Origin of the sequence: Streptomyces sp. NTH33 (assembly GCF_003236365.1) — a bacterium.
Classification (GTDB): Bacteria; Actinomycetota; Actinomycetes; order Streptomycetales; family Streptomycetaceae; genus Streptomyces.
This window is the reverse complement of the sequence record NZ_POTZ01000112.1, coordinates 1-17,538: the sequence shown is the minus strand read 5'-3', so window position 1 is coordinate 17,538 and position 17,538 is coordinate 1. Positions and strand designations below refer to the sequence as shown.

Annotated in this window: 17 protein-coding genes; 9 read left to right on the top strand and 8 right to left on the bottom strand. The window is 72.1% G+C overall.

All coding sequences use genetic code 11. The annotated features are described in order from the left end of the window. The 3 genes from C1I97_RS13870 to zapE all read right to left on the bottom strand — a co-directional run. A partial coding sequence (locus C1I97_RS13870; RefSeq protein WP_111003522.1) for a slipin family protein occupies positions 1-818 on the bottom strand: 818 nt, incomplete at its 3' end. Between the two features lie 103 nt (positions 819-921). After that, entirely contained in the window at positions 922-1,500 is a 579-nt protein-coding gene (locus tag C1I97_RS13865) for a carbonic anhydrase (RefSeq protein WP_111003521.1), read from the bottom strand. 41 nt (positions 1,501-1,541) lie between these two features. Next, positions 1,542-2,672, bottom strand: a complete 1,131-nt coding sequence (gene zapE / locus C1I97_RS13860; protein WP_111003520.1) for a cell division protein ZapE — start codon at positions 2,670-2,672, stop codon at positions 1,542-1,544. 37 nt (positions 2,673-2,709) lie between these two features. On the opposite strand from zapE, the gene C1I97_RS13855 reads away from it, so the two are divergent. From C1I97_RS13855 to msrB, 4 genes are all read left to right on the top strand, one after another. Further along, on the top strand, positions 2,710-3,537 hold the full coding sequence (locus C1I97_RS13855) for a pyrimidine reductase family protein (protein ID WP_111003519.1): 828 nt from the start codon (positions 2,710-2,712) through the stop codon (positions 3,535-3,537). Between the two features lie 239 nt (positions 3,538-3,776). Continuing rightward, positions 3,777-4,232: an indole-3-glycerol phosphate synthase gene (locus C1I97_RS13850; RefSeq protein ID WP_111003518.1), complete on the top strand. Its 456-nt coding sequence runs from the start codon at positions 3,777-3,779 to the stop codon at positions 4,230-4,232. Positions 4,233-4,274: 42 nt separating this feature from the next. Beyond that, the gene (gene murC / locus C1I97_RS13845) at positions 4,275-5,663 is read left to right on the top strand and encodes a UDP-N-acetylmuramate--L-alanine ligase (protein ID WP_111003517.1); all 1,389 of its coding nucleotides are present in this window, start codon (positions 4,275-4,277) and stop codon (positions 5,661-5,663) included. A gap of 23 nt (positions 5,664-5,686) precedes the next feature. Next, positions 5,687-6,094, top strand: a complete 408-nt coding sequence (msrB, locus tag C1I97_RS13840) for a peptide-methionine (R)-S-oxide reductase MsrB (protein ID WP_111003516.1) — start codon at positions 5,687-5,689, stop codon at positions 6,092-6,094. A 48-nt stretch (positions 6,095-6,142) separates the two neighbouring features. Here msrB and C1I97_RS13835 read toward each other — a convergent pair whose 3' ends face one another. Then, positions 6,143-8,782 (bottom strand): SpoIIE family protein phosphatase/ATP-binding protein, encoded by a 2,640-nt coding sequence (locus tag C1I97_RS13835; RefSeq protein WP_258382559.1) that lies wholly within the window; start codon positions 8,780-8,782, stop codon positions 6,143-6,145. 344 nt (positions 8,783-9,126) lie between these two features. Between C1I97_RS13835 and C1I97_RS13830 the strand changes: the two genes are divergently transcribed. From C1I97_RS13830 to C1I97_RS13810, 5 genes are all read left to right on the top strand, one after another. Beyond that, positions 9,127-9,492, top strand: a complete 366-nt coding sequence (locus C1I97_RS13830; protein ID WP_111003514.1) for a DUF6479 family protein — start codon at positions 9,127-9,129, stop codon at positions 9,490-9,492. A 477-nt stretch (positions 9,493-9,969) separates the two neighbouring features. Next, positions 9,970-11,124, top strand: a complete 1,155-nt coding sequence (locus tag C1I97_RS13825; RefSeq protein ID WP_111003513.1) for an ABC transporter ATP-binding protein — start codon at positions 9,970-9,972, stop codon at positions 11,122-11,124. Beyond that, entirely contained in the window at positions 11,121-11,837 is a 717-nt protein-coding gene (locus C1I97_RS13820; protein WP_111003512.1) for an ABC transporter permease, read from the top strand. Before C1I97_RS13825 ends, C1I97_RS13820 begins: the two co-directional genes overlap by 4 nt. Next, positions 11,834-12,502 (top strand): ABC transporter permease, encoded by a 669-nt coding sequence (locus C1I97_RS13815; protein WP_111003511.1) that lies wholly within the window; start codon positions 11,834-11,836, stop codon positions 12,500-12,502. Before C1I97_RS13820 ends, C1I97_RS13815 begins: the two co-directional genes overlap by 4 nt. 128 nt (positions 12,503-12,630) lie before the next feature. Then, the gene (locus C1I97_RS13810; RefSeq protein WP_111003510.1) at positions 12,631-13,590 is read left to right on the top strand and encodes an ABC transporter substrate-binding protein; all 960 of its coding nucleotides are present in this window, start codon (positions 12,631-12,633) and stop codon (positions 13,588-13,590) included. Between the two features lie 95 nt (positions 13,591-13,685). On the opposite strand, the gene C1I97_RS13805 is transcribed toward C1I97_RS13810, so the two are convergent. The 4 genes from C1I97_RS13805 to C1I97_RS13790 are packed head-to-tail and all read right to left on the bottom strand — an operon-like array spanning position 13,686 to position 17,476. Next, on the bottom strand, positions 13,686-14,282 hold the full coding sequence (locus tag C1I97_RS13805) for a GTP-binding protein (protein ID WP_111003509.1): 597 nt from the start codon (positions 14,280-14,282) through the stop codon (positions 13,686-13,688). Further along, a complete protein-coding gene (locus tag C1I97_RS13800) occupies positions 14,269-14,625 on the bottom strand; it encodes a DUF742 domain-containing protein (protein WP_111003508.1) in 357 nt (118 codons plus the stop codon). The genes C1I97_RS13805 and C1I97_RS13800 overlap by 14 nt, the downstream gene beginning before the upstream one ends. A 1-nt stretch (position 14,626) precedes the next feature. Further along, positions 14,627-15,055 (bottom strand): roadblock/LC7 domain-containing protein, encoded by a 429-nt coding sequence (locus tag C1I97_RS13795; protein ID WP_111003507.1) that lies wholly within the window; start codon positions 15,053-15,055, stop codon positions 14,627-14,629. 42 nt (positions 15,056-15,097) lie between these two features. Next, positions 15,098-17,476 carry a sensor histidine kinase gene (locus C1I97_RS13790; RefSeq protein ID WP_111003506.1) on the bottom strand — a complete coding sequence of 793 codons (2,379 nt, stop codon included), beginning with the start codon at positions 17,474-17,476 and terminating at the stop codon, positions 15,098-15,100. Between the last annotated feature and the right edge of the window lie 62 nt (positions 17,477-17,538).

Sequence of the window (17,538 nt, the reverse complement as noted above, 5' to 3'; positions counted from 1 at the left end):
GCCGGGGCCTGGTCGAGGGACTTCGGGGGAGCCGGCTCCGACGCCGGCTCCGGCGACTGCTGCTGGGCCTTCTCCAGGAAGCGGAGGAGCTCCACGGGGAAGGGCAGGACGAGCGTGGAGTTCTTCTCCGCTGCGACGGCCGTTATCGTCTGCAGGAGCCGCAGTTGCAGCGCGGCGGGCGTGTCGGCCATCTGCTGCGCCGCCTCGGCCAGCTTCTTTGACGCCTGGAACTCCGCGTCCGCGTTGATGACGCGGGCCCGCCGGTCCCGGTCGGCCTCCGCCTGCCGGGCCATGGACCGCTTCATCGTGTCCGGCAGGGACACGTCCTTGATCTCCACACGGTCGATCTGCACGCCCCACCCGACGGCCGGGCTGTCGATCATCAGCTCCAGCCCCTGGTTGAGCTTCTCGCGGTTGGACAGCAGGTCGTCCAGGTCGCTCTTGCCGATGATCGAACGCAGCGACGTCTGGGCCATCTGCGAGACCGCGAACCGGTAGTCCTCCACCCGGATGAGCGCGCTCTCCGGGTCGATCACCTTGAAGTAGACGACCGCGTCCACGCGTACGGTCACGTTGTCCCGGGTGATGCCCTCCTGGGCGGGGATCGGCAGCGTGACGATCTGCAGGTTGACCTTGTAGAGCCGGTCCACGAACGGGAGGATCATCGCCAGGCCCGGTGGTCGCGGCTCACCGGTCAGCCGCCCGAGCCGGAACACCACCCCGCGCTCGTACTGCTTGACGACCCGCATGGCCGCGGCGAGGTACACGAACCCCGCGCAGCCTGCGGCGATCACACTGGTCACCAGTTCCTGCACCATGACGACTCCTCGGACGGACGGCCGTCTGCGCCTTGTGCGCCTGCTTCAACGATAGGCCCGGTCCGGGAAAAGTGGGCGGGCCGCGACGCTCACAGAGCGACGCTCACAGCGCGGTGAAGGTGTCGGTGCGCGAGCAGTGCGCGAGCACCACGCCGGTGTGCACCTCGTAGTACCAGGCGCGCAGGTTCAGCCGCCCGTCCGCCAGCCGCCGTTCGACGCAGGGGTACGAGCGCAGCCGCAGCACCTGCGTCAGGACGTGCGCCTGCACGCCCTCGGCGACCGCCGGGTCCTCCGCGGCGACCTTGGGCGGGGGCGTCGCCCGGACCAGCCAGTCCCGTACGGCGGGTACGGCGTCCAGGTCGTCCCCGCGGACCAGGGCGCCGACGGCCCCGCAGTGCGAGTGGCCGCACACGACGACCTCGCGGACGCCGAGCACCTCCACGGCGTACTCGATGGTGGCCGCCTCGCCGGTGGGGTGCGCGGAGGCGTACGGCGGCACGATGTTGCCCGCGGTGCGCAGCTCGAACAGCTCGCCGGGGCGGGCGCCGGTGATCAGGGCCGGGACGACCCGGGAGTCGGAGCAGGTGATGAACAGGACCTCGGGGGACTGCCCCTCGGCGAGCCGGGCGAAGTCCGCCGGCCGCCGTCCGAACGCACGGGCGTTGTCGATCAAGGGCTGCATGGACCTACGTTAACCCGGCGTGGTCGCGCACATGCTCTGCGTCACGCCGTTTCGACGAGTCCCTTGGCGTCCCGGGCGAGGGCGGTGAGGCGGGATATCGCGCGGAAGTACTTCTTGCGGTAACCGCCGTTCAGCATCTCCTCGCTGAACAGCCGGTCGAAGGGCAGCCCCGAGGCCAGCACGGGCACCTCGCGGTCGTAGAGCCGGTCCGCGAGCACCACGAGCCGCAGCGCGGTGGACTGGTCGGGCACCGGCCGCACCCCGGTGAGGCACACGGCCGCCACGCCGTCGGTCAGGGCGCCGTAGCGGCTGGGATGGACCTTGGCCAGGTGGTCGAGGAGCTGCGGGAAGTCGTCGAGGGAGGCGTTGCCGGTGGCGTACGCCGCCTTGGTCACCTGCTCGTCGGAGTACGGCGCCGGCGCCTCGGGCAGGCCGCGGTGGCGGTAGTCCTCGCCGTCGATGCGCAGCGTGCGGAAGTGCGCGGACAGGCCCTGGATCTCGCGCAGGAAGTCCGTGGCGGCGAACCGGCCCTCGCCGAGCTTGCCCGGCAGCGTGTTGGAGGTGGCGGCGAGCGCGACGCCCTCGTCGACGAGCCGGCCGAGCAGGGTGGAGACGAGCACGGTGTCGCCGGGGTCGTCCAGCTCGAACTCGTCGATGCACAGCAGCTGGTGGCCGGAGAGGGTCTCGACCGTCTTCTGGAAGCCGAGGGCGCCGACGAGGTTGGTCAGCTCCACGAACGTGCCGAACGCCTTGCGGGCGGGCTCGGCCCCGGCGGCGTGCCACAGGGAGGCCAGCAGGTGGGTCTTGCCGACGCCGTAGCCGCCGTCGAGGTAGACGCCGCGGGGGCCGGCGGGGGCCTTGCCCCTGGCGGTCCTCCCCTTGCCGCCGCCCTTGCTCCTTCCGAAGCCGAAGAAGCCGCGCCGGGCGGAGCCGGCCGAGGGCGCGTCGCCGAGCCCGGCGGAGAAGCCCTCCAGCACCCGCACGGCCTCGGTCTGGCTGGGCTGCCCGGGGTCCGGGATGTACGTCGCGAAGCGCACCGCGTCGAAGCGCGGCGGCGGCACCATCTCGGCGACCAGCCGGTCGGCGGGGACGTGCGGCTCGCGGGCGCACAGCGACAGCGGGGCCGCGTCGGTCAGGGAGCTGAGCCCGGAGGCGGCTGTGGAGGACGACACGGTTCCCCATGGTAAGCGGCGTGGAACACTGCACGACATGCGACGCCTGTTCCCTGTGACCGACGAAACAGCAGCCCAGACCCTGAACGGGGCTCGCGGGGCCGGTGGTGCGAGCGTGCCCGGTGCCCCGGAGGACCGGGAGTGGACCCTCGCCGAGCTGGCGGCCGCCTACGCCTACCCGGAGCCCGGACCGGCGGGCCGGGAGCCCTGGCTGCGCGCCAACATGGTGGCCACGCTGGACGGGGCCGCCCAGCACGAGGGCCGTTCACAGCCCATCTCCAGCGCCGCCGACATGCGGATCTTCGGCACGCTGCGGGGGCTGGCCGACGTCGTGGTGGTCGGTGCGGAGACGGTCCGCCAGGAGGGGTACCGCCCGGCCCGGGCGCGGGCGGAGTTCGCGGCGCTGCGGGAGGCGGCCGGGCAGGGGCCGGCCGCGGCGATCGCGGTGGTCACCGCGAGCCTGGAGCTGGACTTCTCGCTGCCGCTGTTCACCTCGCCCCTCGTCCCCACGCTGATCCTCACGGGTGCCGCGGCGGCTCCCGACCGGATCGCGACGGCGGAGAAGGCGGGTGCGCGGGTGGTGATCGCCGGCGACGGCATCGGCATCGACCCCGTCCGCGCCGTCCAGGCCCTCGCCGGACTCGGCCACACCCGCCTGCTCACCGAGGGCGGCCCCCGCCTGCTCGGCCAGATGGTGGCGTCCGGAGTCCTCGACGAACTGTGCCTCACCGTCTCCCCGATGCTCACCGCCGGCAACGCCCAGCGCATCGCCGGCGGCCCCTCCCTCACGGTTCCCCAGCGCTTCACCCTCGCCTCCCTGCTGGAGGAGGAGGGCTTCCTGTTCAGCCGCTACCGACGGGACTGACGGGACCGACGGGACCGGCGGGACCGGCAGGACTGACGGAGCTGGCGGGACTGCGGGACCGGCGGAACGTACGGGACTGATCGGGCCCAGGGTGCGTGGCCGGTGCACCAAATCCCCGCGATACCCGTGCGATCACGGGGCAGGATGGTTTCCGCAGGGGCGGGTACGGCCCGTGAAGGCAGACGGAGGGGCCGTGGCCCCCGAAGAAGAGAGGGCGCCTGGTGTTCACAAGCGTATTGATGATCGAGAAGGCCCTGACGTCCGCCGACGTGGAGTTCGTCACCACCTTGCACGGCGAGGAGCCGGTCTTCTTCCACGTGCTGCTCCAGCCCCGCGGCGACCAGGCGGACCGGCTGCTGCGGGCCATCGACGACATCGCGCTCGGCGAACTCGACGAGGCGGCGCGCGAGGGCGAGACCCCCGAGGGCGCGGCCGCGAAGAGCGAGGGGGAGCGGGCCCTGGACGTGTCCCTCAAGGCGCTGCGCGCGGCCGGCGGCGAGGCCGAGGGACGGCTCGTCGAGGACCACCCGCTGGACGCCCTGAAAACCCTGGTCACCGAGGTCGACGCCGACGAGGTCATCGTCCTGACCGACCCGCACTACGTGGAGGAGTTCTTCCACCGCGACTGGGCCTCGCGGGCCCGCCACAAGGTCGGCGTACCGGTCCTGAAACTCTTCTCCCACAGCAAGGCATAGGCTACGTCGTACCGCAGCCGCACCACCTGGGGAGAAAAGCGCATGGCACCCGGCCTTCCTACCGCCATGGACCGACCGCACTTCATCGGCATCGGCGGCGCCGGAATGTCGGGCATCGCCAAGATCCTCGCGCAGCGCGGCGCCAAGGTGGCCGGCAGCGACGCGAAGGAGTCGGCGACCGCCGAGGCGCTGCGCGCGCTGGGCGCCACCGTGCACATCGGGCACGCGGCCGAGCACCTCGCCGACGACGCGAGCTGCGTCGTCGTCTCCTCGGCGATCCGCGAGGACAACCCGGAGCTGGCCCGCGCGGCCGAGCTGGGCATCCCGGTCGTCCACCGCTCCGACGCCCTGGCCGCCCTGATGGAGGGCCTGCGCCCGCTCGCCGTGGCCGGCACCCACGGCAAGACCACCACCACCTCCATGCTGGCGGTCTCCCTCACCGAGCTGGGCCTGAGCCCGTCGTACGCCATCGGCGGCGACCTGGACGCTCCCGGCTCCAACGCGCTGCACGGCGAGGGCGACATCTTCGTCGCCGAGGCGGACGAGTCGGACCGCAGCTTCCACAAGTACGCGCCCGAGGTCGCCATCGTCCTCAACGTCGAGCTCGACCACCACGCCAACTACGCCTCGATGGACGAGATCTACGAGTCCTTCCAGACCTTCGCGGACCGGATCGTCCCCGGCGGCACGCTGGTGATCTCCGCCGACCACGAGGGCGCGCGCGAGCTGACCCGGCGCCTGGCGGGCTCCGTGAGGACGGTGACGTACGGCGAGGCCGAGGACGCCGACGTACGGGTCCTGTCCGTCGTACCGCAGGGCCTGAAGAGCGAGGTCACCGCGGTGCTGGACGGCACCGGGCTGACCTTCGCGGTCTCCGTCCCCGGCCGCCACTACGCGCACAACGCGGTCGCCGCGCTGGCCGCGGGCGCCGCCCTCGGCATCCCGGCCGCCGAGCTCGCCCCCGCGATCGCCGCGTACACCGGCGTCAAGCGGCGCCTGCAGCTCAAGGGCGAGGCCGCCGGCGTCCAGGTGATCGACTCCTACGCGCACCACCCCACCGAGATGACCGCCGACCTGGAGGCGATGCGCGCGGCCGCCGGCGACGCCCGGATCCTCGTCGTCTTCCAGCCGCACCTGTTCTCCCGCACCCAGGAGCTGGGCAAGGAGATGGGCCAGGCCCTCGCCCTCGCCGACGCCTCGGTCGTCCTGGACATCTACCCGGCCCGCGAGGACCCGATCCCCGGCATCACCAGCGAGCTGATCGTCGAGGCGGCCCGGGCGGCGGGGGCCGGCGTCACGGCCGTGCACGACAAGGCCGAGGTGCCGGACGTGATCGCGGGAATGGCGAAGGCCGGTGATCTGGTTCTCACCATGGGCGCGGGCGACGTCACCGACCTCGGACCGCGCATCCTGGACCGTCTGTCGAAGTAGTCGAAGCAAGGGACTGAGGGCTCATGCCGTACGACGTAGAGAAGCCGGACGAGCAGTGGCGCGAGGAGCTGACCCCGGCCGAGTACGCGGTGCTGCGCCAGGCCGGTACGGAGCCCGCCTTCACCGGTGAGTACACGGACACCAGGACCAAGGGCGTGTACTCCTGCCGGGCCTGCGGCGCCGAGCTGTTCACCTCCGGCACCAAGTTCGCGTCCCACTGCGGCTGGCCGTCCTTCTACGACCCGAAGGACACCGACGCCGTGGAACTCCTGGAGGACCGCTCCCACGGAATGGTGCGCACCGAGGTACGGTGCGCCCGCTGCGGCTCGCACCTCGGACACGTCTTCGAGGGCGAGGGCTACCCGACCCCGACCGACCAGCGGTACTGCATCAACTCGATCTCCCTGCGGCTGGTCCCCGACGAGGGCTGAGGCGGACGCCGGCCCCGTCCGGGGACGTGGCCGGAGTCCCGGTCCCCCTCACAGGGCTTCGTCGTCCCACTGTTCGAGGAGCAGGTCGGCCATGTCCTCACCGGGTTCCGTCGCTCCGTCGCGGAGGGACAGTTCGCTCCAGATGACTTTGCCCTGGGGCGTGTACCTCGTGCCCCAGCGCTGAGCCAGCCGGGCGACGAGGAACAGACCGCGCCCGCCCTCGTCCGTCGTGGCGGCCTTGCGCAGGTGCGGTGACGTGCTGCTGCCGTCGGAGACCTCGCAGACGAGGTTGCGGCCGCACAGCAGCCGGACGCGGATCGGCTCGCTGCCGTAGCGGATCGCGTTGGTGACCAGTTCGCTGAGGATCAGCTCGGTGTTGAAACCCACCTCCTCCAGTCCCCACACGTCGAGCTGCCGGACGCACGCCGCGCGCACCGGAGCGACGGTCGCGGGGTCGCGGGGCACCTCCCAGTCCGCGACGCGCGCCGGGTCCAGCAGGCGGGTGCGTGCCACCAGCAGCGCGACGTCGTCGCTGGGGTGTGGTGGCAGCACGGCGTCGATCACCGCCCGGCACGTCTCCTCCGGGTGCCGGCCGGGCCGGCCGGTCAGGGCGTCGCGCAGCAGGGCGAGGCCGGTGTCGATGTCCCGGTCCCGGTCCTCGACCAGCCCGTCGGTGAACAGGACCAGATGTGACCCCTCCGCCAGGTCCAGCTCGGCGGTCTCGACGGGCAGGCCCTCCGCCAGGCCGAGGGGCGGGGAGGCGGGCACCTCGGGGAAGTCCACGGTGCCGTCGGGACGTACCAGCGCGGGCCCGGGGTGACCTGCCGTCGCCACGGTGCAGCGTCCGCCGACGGGGTCGTAGATCGCGTACAGGCAGGTGGCTCCGGTGACCGGATCGGTCTCGGCCTCGGCCGCCTTGTCCTGGTCGATCCGGGTGACCAGCTCGTCGAGGTGGGCCAGGATCTCGTCGGGCGGCAGGTCGAGGGCCGAGAAGTTGAGGACGGCGGTGCGCAGGCGGCCCATGGTGGCGGCGGCGTGCAGGCCGTGGCCGACGACGTCGCCGACGACGAGGGCTGCGCGGGCGCCCGGCAGCGGGATGACGTCGAACCAGTCCCCGCCCACGCCGGCGCGGGCGGGCAGGTAGCGGTGGGCCACCTCCAGGGCGTCCTGCTCGGGCAGCTCCCGGGGCAGCAGGCTGCGCTGCAGGGTCACGGCGACGCCGTGTTCGCGGGTGTAGCGGCGCGCGTTGTCGACGCACACGGCCGCCCGCGCGACCAGCTCCTCGGCGAAGGACAGGTCTTCCTCGTCGAAGGGGCCCCGCTGGTCCGTCCGCCAGAAGTCGACCAGTCCCAGCACGACGCCCCGCGCCCGCATCGGCACGGCGATGAGCGAGCGGATCCCGTACTCGAGGACTTTCCGGGCCCTTTCCGGGCTCTGGGCCTGCCAGCCGGGGGCGGCGCCCAGGTCGGCCTCCAGCACCGCGTGACCTTTCTCCAGCGCCACCGCCATGGGCGTGCCGGGCAACCAGGTGATCGGCTCGCCCACCGGGAAGAGCGGAGCGTCCGGACTGCCGCGATTGGCCGCGCGGCGCATGTCCGCCGCCCGCGTCGGCTCGTCACCGCGCAGGACGGGGTCCAGCAGCTCGACGGTGACCAGGTCGGCGAAGCGCGGGACGGCGACCTCCGCCAGCTCCTCGGCGGTCCGTACGACGTCCAGCGTGGTGCCGATCCGTACACCGGCGTCGTACAGCAGTCCCAGGCGCTCCTGGGCCACTTCGATCCGGCCCGAGAGCGCGCGCAGTTCCGTGGTGTCCCGCAGCGTCGCCACACTGCCCGGTGGCCCTCCCGCGCGGTCCGTGGGACGTACGTTGACGGCCAGTAGCCGGTCTCCCGAGAGGAGCACCTCGTCGCTGGCCACCCGGCCGGAGGCCAGCAGCTCGGCCATCCGCGGTTCGAGGTCGAGATCGGCGACCCTGCGCCCCTCCGCGTCCGGCGCGAGGCCCAGCAGCCGCCGCGCCTCGTCGTTGGCCAGGAGCAGCCGGCCCTCGCCCCCGAGGACGAGGACGCCCTCCCGCACGGAGTGGAGGACGGCGTCGTGGTGCTCGTACATCCGTGTCATCTCGACATGGCCCAGGCCATGGGTCTGCCGCCGCAGCCGCCTGCTCGCCCAGGCCGACCCGGCCGTGGCCAGGACGAGCGCGCCCGCGACGGCGCCGAGCAGGACCGGCAGCTGGCGCGTGACCGTTTCGTTCACCGACTCCAGCGTGATCGCGACATCCACGATGCCGGCGACCGAGCCGTCCGGCCGGAAGACGGGAACGATCGAGTCGACCGCGGGGCCGCGGCTCCCCGTGATGACCTTCGTGAAGGACTTGCCCCGCGCCGCCTCCTCGTACGGGCCGATGACGTGTTTGCCGATCAGGGCGGGGTCGGGGTGCGTGAGCCGGATCCCGTCCGGCCGGTACACGACGACGAAGGCCACCCCGGTTCGCTTCCGGGCGGCCTCGGCGCGCGGTTGCAGGATCGCCGTCGGATGGGGGCCGTCCAGGGCTTCCACCGTCCCCGGGGCACTCGCGAACGCGTTGGCCACGGAGAGCGTGCGGTCCCGGGCGTCCTCCAGGCTGCCGCGCCGGGCCTGCAGGACGAGGACGGCTCCCACGGAGCCGATCAGCACCAGCAGTATCACCATCTGCAGGACGAACGTCTGGGCGGCGAAACTGCGCGTGCTCGACCCCGGATCCGCACGGCGCCGGAGTGGACGACGGCCGGTGAGGATCCGGGAGGTCAGAATCCTGCACCGGATGAGAAATCCGGCCATATGCTCATTTTTAGCACTGGAGGCCATGGGGGGTGTGGTGGTTCGCTGCCGGGCGCCCTGGCCGGGACCCGCGGCGGGGCCTGTCGTGGGGTCACGCGGTGGCGGTGGGCCGCCACGCTTTGCAGTGCACTCCCGAGTGGGACAATATGTGACATAGGTGGCGTCAATGGTGCCGTCGGCACTCTTCGCTTTCCTTGGCGAGGCGGGTGGAAAACATGGACGTAGCCTCCTACGTCGTACTGGCCGCGGGGACGGCCCCCTGGGTCATCTACGGCGCCTTCATCCCCGGAATCTTCATCGCGGGTGCCCTGGTGTGGGCCATCGTGCTGGGCATCGGTGTGATGCGCCGGGAGTCGGAACGGCCGAGCGAGGCCGAGCAGCCGCACCTGCCGGTCACCGGCGCGATCCACGAGATCAGTGAGGTGCGGGAGCCGGACGAGGTGCACTGCGACAACGGGGAGCGGCTCATGCCCTACGAGCTGCACGCCAGCGGGAGCCGGCGCAAGCCGGACCAGCACCGGCGCCGCTGGTCCCCCGGCAGCAGCGGCTCCTTCGGCGGCGGTGGCGGCGGTCGGACCTGACCCGACGGAGGCCGCACCCGCCAAGGCGGGGCGGGTCTTTCAAGGCCTGCCTCGCCTTATGACGCCCGCCTCGCCTTATGACGCCCGCCTCGCCTTATGACGCGCGTCGCGCACTCTGACGGGCGGCCCGTGCCCCCGGCTCGCGGCCCGGTCCGTGGCCGGGCCCGCTTTCGGCGCGGCCGGGAAAACGTCCGTCAAAGGGCGCCGAGCCGGCCGTCGGCGCCGCATGCGACACGGACCCGCGTGACGATCCGTGGCGCCCCGTGGCGACCATGACGACCGGGCCACGGCGCCGGCCGCCACCGCGCAGTCGCCGACGGGGACTCACGACTTGCCCACAGTGCGGTCACGGCGGGGGACACGGGTGTTTCCTGCCGGGGCCGCACGGCGTTCGGCGTCTAGACTCTTCCGGCAACAGCCCGCGCGGCCGTGGCCGAGAGCGGCGGCTTCCGCCAGACCCGGAGGGTGTTCGGCGTTTTGATACGGATGGATTCAGTCACCAAGCGGTACCCGGACGGCACGGTGGCGGTCGACCGGCTCTCGCTCGAGATCCCGGACCGCTCGATCACCGTCCTCGTCGGACCGTCGGGCTGCGGCAAGACCACCACCCTGCGGATGATCAACCGGATGGTGGAGCCCAGCGAGGGCCGTATCCTCCTGGACGGTGCCGACATCCAGGAACAGCCCGTCAACACCCTGCGCCGGTCGATGGGTTACGTCATCCAGAACGCGGGCCTCTTCCCGCACCGCACCATCGTCGACAACATCGCGACCGTGCCCCGCCTGCTCGGCTGGGGCAGGAGCAAGGCCCGTGCGCGGGCGGCCGAGTTGATGGAGCGCGTCGGACTCGACGCCTCGCTCGCCAAGCGGTACCCCTACCAGCTCTCCGGCGGCCAGCAGCAACGCGTCGGCGTGGCGCGGGCGCTCGCCGCGGACCCGCCGGTGCTGCTGATGGACGAGCCGTTCTCCGCCGTCGATCCGGTGGTGCGCAAGGGGCTCCAGGACGAACTCCTCCGCATTCAGGAGGACTTGGGAAAGACCATCGTCTTCGTCACCCACGACATCGACGAGGCCGTCAAGCTCGGCACCATGGTGGCGGTGCTGCGCACCGGTGGCCGGCTCGCCCAGTACGCGCCGCCCGCCGACCTGCTGTCCGCCCCCGCGGACGGCTTCGTCGAGGACTTCCTCGGCACCGACCGCGGCATTCGCCGGCTGTCCTTCTTCGCCTCCGGGGGACTCCGGCTGCAGAAGTCCCCGATCGTCGCCGTCGACTCCACCGCCGAGCAGATCGCCGCCCGCGTCACTCCCGGCGTGCCCTACCTCCTCGTTACCGACCTCGACGGCAGACCCCTCGGCTGGGGCGAGCCGGACGCGCTCACCGCCGGGTCTCTGGATTCGGCCCGGCTCCTGCCCCACGGGCGGCCGTTCGAGTACGGCGGCGAGTCCCTGCGTGCCGCCCTGGACGGCGCCGTGCTCTCGCCGACCGGCTGGGCGGTGGCCGTGGACGGCACCGGCCGCGTGGTCGGCGTCGTCTCGCAGCAGACCATCGGCGAGGCCATCCGCAGTGCCCACGCCGAGGGCCGCAGCGCTGCCGGGACCGAGGCAGGGACCGAGGCAGGGGTCGCCGGGTGAACCGATTCTTCGACATTCCGAGCGACCTCCAGCACAGCTGGCTCGGCCTGATCGGCCTGCATCTGCGCGAGGCCCTGCTGCCGGTCCTGGCCGGCCTCGTCGCGGCCCTGCCCCTCGCCCAGCTGTGCGTGCGGTTCCGCTGGCTGTACCCGCCCGTGCTGAGCCTGACGACCGTGCTGTACGCCATCCCGTCGCTGGCGTTCTTCGTCGTCCTCATCGACTACACCGGCCAGACCGAGCTCACCGTGATGATCCCGCTCGCCGTCTACAGCCTGGTCGTGCTCGTCCCGGCCATCGTCGACGGCGTCCGCTCGGTGCCGCCGGAGACGCTCGCCGCCGCCACCGCGATGGGCTTCGGTCCCCTACGGCGGTACGCACAGGTGCAGTTGCCGATCGCGGTGCCCGCGATCATCGCCGGGCTGCGGGTGGCGACCGTGTCGAGCATCTCCCTGGTCAGCGTCGGCATGCTGATCGGCAACCAGGGCGCCCTCGGCAACCTGCTCCACGACGCCAACATCTACCACCGGCCCGAACTCGCGGTGAACTCCGTGGTCACCACGGCGGCCCTGGCCGTCCTCGCCGACGGCGCGCTGGTCCTCCTGCGCCTGCTGCTGACCCCCTGGATGCCGCGCGGCGCCGGGCGCCGGAAACCGAAGGACGTCCAGGGCCGGCCCGACGCGGCCGTGCCCGCACTGGAGGACGCCGCCCGGTGAACGTACTCCACTTCGTCAACGCCTTCTTCAGCGACGGCGCCCACTGGACGGGCTACGACGGCATCCCCACGCGCCTGGCCGAGCACATCCGGTACTCCCTGCTGGCGCTCGTCCTCGCCGCCGTCATCGGGCTGCCGGTCGGTCTGCTCACCGGGCACTACGGGCGCGGCGGCAACACCCTCGCCCTGATCGCCACCGCCGGGCGGGCGCTGCCCAGCTTCGGCCTGCTGGTGCTGATGTTCATCCTGCTCGGCTTCGGCATGGTCCCCGTGATGATCCCGCTGGTCGTCCTCGCCGTCCCGCCGATCCTGGTGACGACGTACGAGGCGATGCGCTCCGTCGATCCGTCCCTGGTGGACGCCGCCCGCGGCATGGGCATGGGGGAGTCCCGCATCCTCTTCCACGTCGAACTGCCCGTCGCGCTCCCGCTGATCCTCAGCGGCCTGCGCTCGGCGGCCATCCAGATCGTCTCCACGGCCACCATCGCCGCGTACGTCAGCCTCGGCGGCCTCGGGCGGTACATCATCGACGGCCTCTACCAGCGCGACTACGAGAAGGTCGTGGGCGGGGCCACCCTGGTCGCCGTGATGGCGCTGGCGACGCTCGCGGTGTTCTGGGCGGTGGCGCGGGCCGTGGTGTCGCCGGGGGTGCGGCGCGGCGGCTGACGGCGGGGTGCGGACGTTGGGGCGCGGACACGGCACCGTACCGCCTGCCCCCAACCGGCCGCACGTTGAAGTGAATCGGTGGCCCGGTGCTCTTGACGGGGGGAGAAGTCGCTGGATTGGATCAGTGAGTGACTTCTTACGCGAAGAGCACCAGGTCCAGCACGAGACACCCCGGCGCGGCCGTCGTCGCGCTCGCCGTCACCGCGGCGTTCCTCGCGGGGTGTTCGTCCTCCGGCGGCAGCGGCAAGGACCCGCTCTCGGAGGGCAGGGCGAGCGGTGACACGGTCGTCGTCGGCTCCAACAACTTCGCCGAGAGCATCCTGCTCGCCGACATCTACGGCGAGGCACTGAAGGCCAAGGGCATCAAGGTCACCTACAAGCCCAACATCGGCAGCCGCGAAACCACCTACGGCCTGCTCAAGAACGGCTCGGTCACCGTGCTGCCCGAGTACAACGGCGCGCTGCTGGCCTACCTCGACTCCAAGGCCGCCCCGAAGACGGCCGCCGAGACGACGGCCGCCATCAACGCCAAGCTGGACTCCAGGCTGACGCTGCTGGAGCCGGCCCCCGCGGAGGACAAGGACTCCGTCACCGTCAACCAGGAGACGGCGAAGAAGTACCACCTCACCGAGAAGTCCTCCATCGCGGATCTGAAGGACATCGCCAAGGACCTCGTCATCGGCGGCTCACCGGAGTTCCAGACCCGGCATCAGGGCCTGGAGGGCCTGAAGTCGGTGTACGGGGTGGAGTTCAAGTCCTTCAAGGCGCTGGACGCGGGCGGTCCGCTGACCCAGACGGCGTTGAAGAAGAACACCGTGCAGGCCGCGGACGTCTTCACTACGGACCCGACCATCGCCAAGGAGAAGTTCGTCGTCCTGCAGGACCCGGAGAACCTCTTCGGGTTCCAGAACGTCCAGCCGCTCGTGTACAAGAGCGGGCTGAACCAGAAGGGCGTCGACGTGCTCAACGCGGTCTCCGCCAAGCTGGACACGGCCACCCTGCTGCGCCTGGACACCCAGGTGCAGGTGGAGAAGAAGGACCCGCTGGATGTCGCCCGGGCCTGGCTGAAGTCGGCGGGCCTCGACTGACGCACCGCAGTGGGGCAGCGGGGCCGGCGGCACCAGGCGGATGCCGCCGGCACCGTACTGGCCCCGGCCCGCCCGGCCGACGCCGCCGGGTCCCCTCAGACGCGGGCCTCCGCCCGCTCGGCGGAGGCGATCAACTGGTCGAGGAGGACGATCAGCACGTCCCGGCAGGACTCGCGCTCCCGTGCGTCGCACAGCACCACCGGGACGTGCTCCGGAAGCGCCAGGGCGTCCCGGATGTCCTCCACCGGGTACGGGTGCTCCCCGTGGAAGCCGTTGACGGCGACCACGAAGGGGATGTGCCGGCGCTCGAAGAAGTCGATCGCGGCGAAGCTCACCTTCGGCCTGCGCACATCGACGAGGACCACGGCGCCCAGGGCGCCCAGGGCGAGGTCGTTCCACATGAACCAGAACCGCTGCTGCCCGGGCGTACCGAAGAGGTACAGCACGAGGTCGTCGCTGATCGTGATGCGGCCGAAGTCCAGGGCGACGGTGGTGGTCCGCTTCTCCTCGATGCCGTCGAGGTCGTCGACGTCCAGACCGGCCGCGGTCAGGGACTCCTCCGTGCGCAGCGGCACGATCTCGCTGACCGACCCGACCATCGTGGTCTTGCCGACGCCGAACCCTCCGGCGATCAGGATCTTGACCGTGTCGGGGGACGCGGGCGCCCGCACGGCGGTGTCAGAGTCGGCCAAGACCTTCCCTCACTTTCTGCAGCAGCTCCAAGTCCGGTGCACCGGAGACTTCACGCGGCGGACGCGCGGTGATCCGGCCCGCCTCCAACAGGTCGCAGAGCATGATGACGACCACGCTCACCGGAAGGTCCAGGTGAGCGGCGAGTTCCGCGACCGCGACCGGCCGGGCGCAGTGCCGCAGGATCCGCAGATGCTCCGGCTGCGGCCGTGCGGCCCCGGCGGGCGGCGGATCCACCGCGGTCACCGTGGTGATGAGAGTGAAGTCGGCGCGGCTCGGCCGGGTCCGTCCCCCGGTCAGGGTGAAGGGCCGTACCAGGCGGCCCGCCGGGTCGCCGCCGCTCACCTCACTCGCCGCTGACGGCCGGGACGACACCGGCGCGCGGCGCCTGCTTGAGGTGCTCACCGATCTTCTTCACCAGCATGTTCATCTGGTACGCCACCACACCGACGTCCGCGCCCGGCCCCGTCAGGACGACCAGGTGGGCTCCGGTCCCGGCCGAGGTGAGGATCAGGTAGCTGTTGGCCATCTCGATGAGCGCCTGGCGCACCGGACCGCCGCGGAAGTCCATGCTGACGCCCTTGCTGAGGCTCATCAGGCCGGACGCGGTCGCCGCGAGACGTTCGGCGTCGTCACGCGGGAACCCGGTGGACTTGCTGACCACCAGCCCGTCCTCGGAGAGCACGACGGCGTGGCTCACCTCGGCGACCCGGTCGACGAGTCCGGTCAGCAACTGGTCGAGCTGGGTGTGCGTGGCGGGGGCGGCATGTGTCATGTCGGTGTCCTTCTTCAGTGGTCGGTGGTCTTCACATCACGGTCACGGATACGCCTGCGGCGGGACGTGCGCCCCAGGCTCCGGCGGCGCGTCCTCCCGGTCGTCCGGCACCGGCTCGTCCTCGTCGCGGGCCCTGAGGGTGCCGCGCTGGAAGCCGGACAGGGAGGAGGCGGCGTGTTCCGCGGTGAAGTCCCCGTCCTCGGCCGGAATCTCCCCGTCGGCCGGGCCGGGCTCCTCGCGGAGCTCGGCGGCCAGGCTGGTCTGCGGCACCCGGCGCGGCAGCGGCGCGAGCCCGTCGCCCCGGGCGGGCCCGGCCACGGCGACGGCGGCCGGCTCCGGGGCGGCGGTGCGTGCCGCGGCGGTGCCGGTCCGCGCCGGGGCGGCCTGCGGGACGGTCCGTTTGCGCGGCACGGCCTCGGCGGCAGCGGCGGCCGTGGCGCCGGCGGCACCGGCGTCGGCGGCCGTGGCCCCCGGGACTTCGGAGCCGAACGTCTCCCGCACCACGATGTCGTGCGGGATCAGCACGATGGCCGTGGTGCCGCCGTACGGCGAGGAGCGCAGCGTGACGGCGATGCCGTGCCGGGCGGCCAACTTGCCGATCACGAACATGCCGAGCCGCAGGTCGTCCGCCAGCGCCACCACGTCGAACTTCGGGGCCACCGCCAACTGGGCGTTGAACGCGGCGTACTCCTCCTCGGACATGCCGAGACCGCGATCCTCGATCTCGACGGCCAGGCCCTTGGCCACCATCGCCGCCCGCACTCCGACGGGGGCGGGCGCGGCGGAGTAGACGGTCGCGTTGTCGATGAGCTCCGCCAGCAGGTGGATCACGTCGGCCACCGCCGGCGGCGCGAGGCTCACCTCCTCGTCGGTGTGCACCTCCACCCGCTGGTACTCGGCGACCTCGCCGACGGCGCTGCGCAGGATGTCGATCAGCGCGACCGGTTCGGCCCAGCTGCGCCGGGGCTGCTCGCCGCTGATGATGACGAGGTTCTCCTCGTAGCGGCGCAACTGGCTGGCGATGGAGTCCAGTTCGTACAGACCCTTGAGGACGGTGGGGTCGGTGTGCTCGCGCTCCAGCGCGTCCAGCTTGCTCAGCTGGAGGTTGACCAGGTTCTGGCTCTGCCGGGCGATGCCCAGGATGACCTTCTGGAAGCCGCGCCGGGTGTCGGCGAGCTCCACCGTGGTGTGCACGGCCGTGCGCTGCGCGGTGTTGAACGCCTTGGCCACCTGGCCGAGTTCGTCGTGGCCGTAGTCCAGCGGCGGAGCCGCGAGGTCCACGTCGACCTTCTCACCCCGGTCGAGGCGGGCGACCACGTCGGGCAGCCGGTCCTGGGCCAGGGTCAGGGTGGCCATCCTCAGGCCGCGCAGCCGCAGGGACATCGAGCGGGTGATCCGCCAGGACACGACGGCGCACAGCAGCACGGCGACGAGGCCCGCGGCGCTCAGCGAGGCGGCCGTGACCAGCAGCCGGCGCGCCTGGTCGGCGCTGCGGTCCAGCAGGGCGCCCGTCTGCTCCGTGACCAGCCGCTCGTACTGGGCGGTGACCCCGGCCAGCGCGGTGCTCCACCGCTGCTGCGCGTCCGGCAGCCGGACCGTGCGGGCGTCGCTCCGGCCGGTGGGCCGGGCGGCCAGGATCTGGTCCTCGATGCGTTCGAGGGTCTGCCAGTCGCCGCTCTGCAGGATCTGCTCGGTCTGCGTCTTGGCGCTGTCGCGCAGGGCCGGGACGATCTGGCCCTGGACCAGCCAGCGGCGCGTGTGGACGAGCTGGGCGAACTGTGTCCAGGCCTCGTCGTCGAGGCGCCCGGTCGGCCAGGCCAGGGTGAGCCGGGCGTCCTGCTGGGAGACCAGCTCCGCCGCGTGCTCGATCGCGACGAGCGGCCCGGCCTGCGAGGTCAGGTCGCCGTCGTCGACCTCGGAGAGCTCCCGGAAGGCGTGGATCTGGTCGCCGATGATCGAGGTGTACTGGTCCAGCGCCTGCTCGGGGGTGATGTCGGTGGGGTTGTCGACCTGGCCCCGGTAGTACTCCAGGCTGCCCGCCGACGCGACGACCGAGTACAGCCGGTCCCTGATACGGGACGGCGCCTTGCGGATCGTGTCCGTCTGGTCGACCAGCTTGGCGACCGCCGTGTCCGTCTGCCCGCGGGCCGCTTCCAGTTCGGCCCGGGAGCCCTGACCCGTGGCCAGCCACGCGGCCGACAGCCTGCGCTCGCGCTGCAGCGCCAGCGTCGCCTCGGTGCCCATGGCGCCGGTGGACCTGCTCAGCTGCGTCTGCGACCTGAGGCCAAGGCCCTCGGAGAACATCTGCGCCGTCGTCATGCCCCACATGGCGGCGAGGGTGACGCTGGGGACCAGCGCGAGCAGGATCAGGGAGAGACGTATGGAGCCGATACGGCGCCGTGCACCTGTCCGTGGAGACATCGTCGTCCTAGGCGATCAGCGGGAAGCGGGAAGCGGGGAGCAGGAAGCGGGAGGCGGGGACG

What these genes read in the sequence shown, in the direction of transcription:
- C1I97_RS13865 (WP_111003521.1), bottom strand. Translation starts at nt 1,500, where the DNA reads ATGCAGCCCTTGATCGACAACGCCCGTGCGTTCGGACGGCGGCCGGCG.
- C1I97_RS13855 (WP_111003519.1), top strand. Translation starts at nt 2,710, where the DNA reads ATGCGACGCCTGTTCCCTGTGACCGACGAAACAGCAGCCCAGACCCTG.
- C1I97_RS13850 (WP_111003518.1), top strand. Translation starts at nt 3,777, where the DNA reads ATGATCGAGAAGGCCCTGACGTCCGCCGACGTGGAGTTCGTCACCACC.
- murC (WP_111003517.1), top strand. Translation starts at nt 4,275, where the DNA reads ATGGCACCCGGCCTTCCTACCGCCATGGACCGACCGCACTTCATCGGC.
- msrB (WP_111003516.1), top strand. Translation starts at nt 5,687, where the DNA reads ATGCCGTACGACGTAGAGAAGCCGGACGAGCAGTGGCGCGAGGAGCTG.
- C1I97_RS13835 (WP_258382559.1), bottom strand. Translation starts at nt 8,782, where the DNA reads ATGGTGATACTGCTGGTGCTGATCGGCTCCGTGGGAGCCGTCCTCGTC.
- C1I97_RS13830 (WP_111003514.1), top strand. Translation starts at nt 9,127, where the DNA reads ATGGACGTAGCCTCCTACGTCGTACTGGCCGCGGGGACGGCCCCCTGG.
- C1I97_RS13795 (WP_111003507.1), bottom strand. Translation starts at nt 15,055, where the DNA reads ATGACACATGCCGCCCCCGCCACGCACACCCAGCTCGACCAGTTGCTG.
- C1I97_RS13790 (WP_111003506.1), bottom strand. Translation starts at nt 17,476, where the DNA reads ATGTCTCCACGGACAGGTGCACGGCGCCGTATCGGCTCCATACGTCTC.